The organism is uncultured Capnocytophaga sp. (assembly GCF_937936315.1).
Classification (GTDB): domain Bacteria; phylum Bacteroidota; class Bacteroidia; order Flavobacteriales; family Flavobacteriaceae; genus Capnocytophaga.
The window spans coordinates 1-4111 of record NZ_CALGWU010000009.1 but is presented as its reverse complement, the minus strand read 5'-3'; the positions used below and the strand labels follow the sequence as shown (position 1 = coordinate 4111).

General features: G+C 35.4%; 4 protein-coding genes. All 4 read right to left on the bottom strand.

Annotation, left to right across the window (positions count from 1 at the left end):
• Positions 1 to 416, bottom strand: a 416-nt coding sequence (locus Q0162_RS01790; protein ID WP_297888177.1) for a hypothetical protein, incomplete at its 3' end; no start/stop codon positions are given.
• A 10-nt stretch (positions 417 to 426) separates the two neighbouring features.
• Positions 427 to 1173, bottom strand: a complete 747-nt coding sequence (locus tag Q0162_RS01785) for a hypothetical protein (protein WP_297888180.1) — start codon at positions 1171 to 1173, stop codon at positions 427 to 429.
• Positions 1174 to 1179: 6 nt separating this feature from the next.
• Positions 1180 to 1794: a hypothetical protein gene (locus Q0162_RS01780; RefSeq protein ID WP_297888174.1), complete on the bottom strand. Its 615-nt coding sequence runs from the start codon at positions 1792 to 1794 to the stop codon at positions 1180 to 1182.
• Between the two features lie 249 nt (positions 1795 to 2043).
• Complete coding sequence (locus tag Q0162_RS01775; protein ID WP_297888171.1) at positions 2044 to 4011, bottom strand: OmpA family protein; 1968 nt, start codon at positions 4009 to 4011, stop codon at positions 2044 to 2046.
• Between the last annotated feature and the right edge of the window lie 100 nt (positions 4012 to 4111).

Sequence of the window (4111 nt, the reverse complement as noted above, 5' to 3'; positions counted from 1 at the left end):
AAAATATTAGTAATCATATATTTCCCTTTGTTATTTTTCTTCAATTGATAATCTACGCAAGTTTTCTTCTTTTCCCAGTCAGAAAGCAAAAAACATACTCTATATCTATCATTACCTAAAGAGGTAATTTTCAAACTGCGATTAAGAGTTTTTGCTTCATAGTCTTGTGCTTGTATAAAAGGGTCATATTCTGGTGAATTATCTTCGCGAGAGGGAGAAAATACTTTATTGAACAATTCCTTAGATACATATTTTAAAAATTGCTCTTCTTTCCATGAATTATCATCATATATTACTTTGTAAAACTCCTTCAAAGTAGCGATAGCCTTTTGGGTATCCGTATCATTGGTTTGTGCTTTTAGGCAGAGCCCTCCTATGAGGAATAATAGGGTTGTAATAAAAAATTTTGTCTTCATAGTATATTTATTATCCATCCCATCCTATATGGGTAATTTCTTTTCCTTCAAAATCTATTTCTAACAAATGATCAGGGGAGAAAATATCCCCAGCACTTATATGAGCAGAGATTCCTATACTCCCAATATCCAAATGACCGCTATATACTTCTAAAGTGTTGTACCAATTGTCATCAGCTTGAGGTGTATATTCAGCACAATGCTCATTGTAGTAATTAATGAGTGTCGCTTTAGCATCCGAAAGCCATTCTAAATATTCATTTATACTATGCAAGCAACTTTCTAAGGATGTTTCTTTGTTTATAAAGAATGAAAAATCCTCTCCTGCCACCTCTTTGTTAAAAATCACTACTTTTTTCGTTGAGAGTACATACTCACATTCCGACTCTAAATCTTCTACTTTCTCAAAGTCACTTATTTTAAAGGCAGTCTGCTTTTTCTTTGCTTTCAATTTGCGAACATCCTTGATACAAAAAGTATTTTTATGCGTTTTGGCTTTATCTTCCAAAACCAATAGTTTGCTTTTCTCCTTATAATTAGTAGTATCGGCAATGCGCAAGAAAGTCTCATAAGCCGAAAGGTGGTATTCTAATAAGGTATAAGTATCAGCGAGGATACGCTCTTCCTCTTTAGTGCGCTGGGTTTTAGCTTGCAAATCGTACAACAAATCGTACAATGCGATAGCTCCCTCGTGAGAACCTCCTGCTTTGCGAAAAGCATTAGAAGCATCGATATAGCGTTTTAGGATTTCAGTCATCATTTATTATTTTCGTTCATATTTGAAGTGCATAATGCCTCCATAGAGAATATGGCATACGCCAAAACCTAATGTCCAGAACAAGAGTCCGTAACCAGGGAAATATACAGCTAATAAGCCTAAAATAATTTCGGTAATACCGAGATAATGCACATCACCAAAGGTGTATTTACTCACGTTCACACACGCCAAACCGTAGAAAATAAGCGTCATAGGAGCTAACAGTCCGTAGTACTCATTTTTGATAAGCAACACACTGAGCAAGCCTCCTGTGAGTAGTGGAATCATAAAGTTATACAATGCTCTTTTAGCAATAGGTGTTACTAAAGTTTCGCCATTGCGTTTAGCTTTGCGCACTGAAAACAAGTAAGCTGTGAGAATAGAAGCTACAAGCACCGCTAAAGCAATAGCTATAATAGCTTTAAAGGTTTTGCTTTCGATATACACATACGGATAATAGTTATAATGGTGCTGCAATAATACATACACTCCTGCTGCTCCCATAAGAGCATACACACCTGCCAATACCCCCGAAAGTCCGCTAAGCGAAAGAAAAAGGGTAGATTTACGCATCATTTGGCGTATTTCACGTAGATCCTCTAAATATTTATTTTCTTCCATAGTGAAGCACTTTGTGACGCAAAGTAAATAATATTACTTGTAACTGCCAAATATTTTTGAAACAATTTACGAAAATATTTTTATAAATATTGAAAATGAACTAATTAGAACAATCAAAATAACATTGATCTACAATTATTTTTCCATTTTCTTTAAAAGTCTATAATGTATATGCCATAAATAAAAAAATTGCCAAAAGTTGTAACTAGTACAATCTTTGGCAAAATAAAATATCTATGTAGTGTATTATTAATAATGTACGATGATAAATTCGCTTCGGCGGTTAGCTTGGTGTTCCTCTTCAGTACAAGGTACGCCATTAGAGCAACCATTTACCAATTGCGTTTCACCATAGCCTTTACCTGTAATTCTATTTTTCTTAATACCGTGACTTACAATCCATTTGATAGTAGATTTAGCACGGCGCTCAGAAAGTGCTAAATTGTATTTATCAGAACCACGGCTATCAGTATGCAAGCGCACATCTACTTTCATAGTAGGGTGTTCTTTCATTATAGCTACTATTTTAGCCAATTTTTCAGCAGCATCTTTGCGGATATTAGCCTTGTCGTAATCAAAATAGATGTTTTCTATCTTCAACACTTTAGCTAAATCAGTACCCACAGCTATTTTAGGCGTTGCTGGAATTGGAGTAAGCAATACTTCAGCAGTTACTTTTTGTGCGCTATTGAGTGCCACTGTTTGTTGTCCTGATTGGTATTGTTCTTTTTCTGATTTGAGTAGCAATTGTAAATCACCACAATCGGCAGTGTAGAGAAGGGAAAAACGTCCTTCTTCATCGGCGGTAGTTTCTTCTAACAAAGTGTTGTTAGCTCCCCAAAGTGTTACCTTTGCCATTGGTATAATTTGCTTAGTATCAGTATCCTTTACCACCCCTGATAGGCTATATTGACAAGTAAAACGCAAAGGTGTATGCTCATAAAAACTATAAATATCGTCACTTCCTTTTCCTCCAGGGCGGTTAGAAGTGAGATAACCTATCTTAGTTTTACTATTGATGACATAACAAAAATCATCTTCAGCACTATTAGCGGGACGACCTATATTTACAGGTTTAGTAATAGGGTTGCCTTCTTCATCTAATTTCACTGCATAGATATCCAAACCACCTAAACCTGGAAAACCATCTGATGAATAATAAAGCACATTATCATCTGAGATAAAAGGGAAAGACTCGCGCCCTGAAGTATTGATACGATCACCTAAGTTTTCAGGTTTTCCATAACCACTTTTGAGGATTTTAGCGCGATAGATATCTGATGAGCCTAAAGTACCTTTCATATCCGATGAAAAGTAGATATACTTACCATCGGGACTGAGAGCGGGGTGTGCCACACTGTGGATATTGCTATTAAAAGGCATTTCTTGCACATCACCCCATTTGCCGTGTTTATCTTTAGTTGCTTTAAAGATTTTGAGGAGCACCGTTTGGTCTCCATTAGTCTTCACTTCGTTGTTGATAAAGTTATTACGTGTGAAATACATTGTATTGCCATCTTTGGTAAAAGCAGCTGTCGATTCATTGAATTTGGTATTGATACCGTTTAATTTAGCTTTTTTAGTAGCTTTTAAGCTATCGGTATTGGCTTCATAAAGACTATAGAAATTATCCCCTGTCCAATCGGAACGGCGTTTGAGGAATCCGCTTTTAGAAGTAGCATATACGATATTATCACCGTAGAAAGCTGTACCATATTCAGATTTTTTAGTGTTGATTTTTAACAAATTCAGCTCTAACCTACCCGAATTGCGTTTAATCTCTGCTTGATAATCTCTATTTTTGAGGAAAAGAGCTGCACGAGTATCTTGTTTGCCTACCAACTCTACAAACTTATCCATTATCTTATCAGAATTATCATAGTCACCTACTGTTTTGAGTGTTTGTGCATAACGATAGTAATATTCTGGTTTGATATTGAAAGGCTTGTTAGTTTTAGCATCTTTGCCTTCAAAAAGTTTGGCATACCACTTATTAGCTTGTTGATAATCGGCATTATAATAATAAGCATTGCCGAGATTTTCCAAGAGTTCTTGAGGTTCTACTCCCTTTTTTGCAATACTTTCATAAGCATTAATAGCTTGTACATAATCCAAATTCTTGTAGTATTGTGCTGCTTTCTTCAATGCTTCTTTTTCACTTTGAGCATACCCTAACTGCAGCAGAGCCAACGTTATAGCTAAAAAAAGTTTTTTCATAGAATTCAATAGTTTTCTTTCACCTAATTTTTAAAGCATTATGAGACTAAAAGAATCGAGGAGATACGATTTTTTTATAGGTTTTTAGCAATTCGTAACG

Bases quoted from the DNA above. Each gene is read 5' to 3' on its own strand.
- Q0162_RS01785 (WP_297888180.1), bottom strand. From the start codon at position 1,173: ATGACTGAAATCCTAAAACGCTATATCGATGCTTCTAATGCTTTTCGC.
- Q0162_RS01780 (WP_297888174.1), bottom strand. From the start codon at position 1,794: ATGGAAGAAAATAAATATTTAGAGGATCTACGTGAAATACGCCAAATG.
- Q0162_RS01775 (WP_297888171.1), bottom strand. From the start codon at position 4,011: ATGAAAAAACTTTTTTTAGCTATAACGTTGGCTCTGCTGCAGTTAGGG.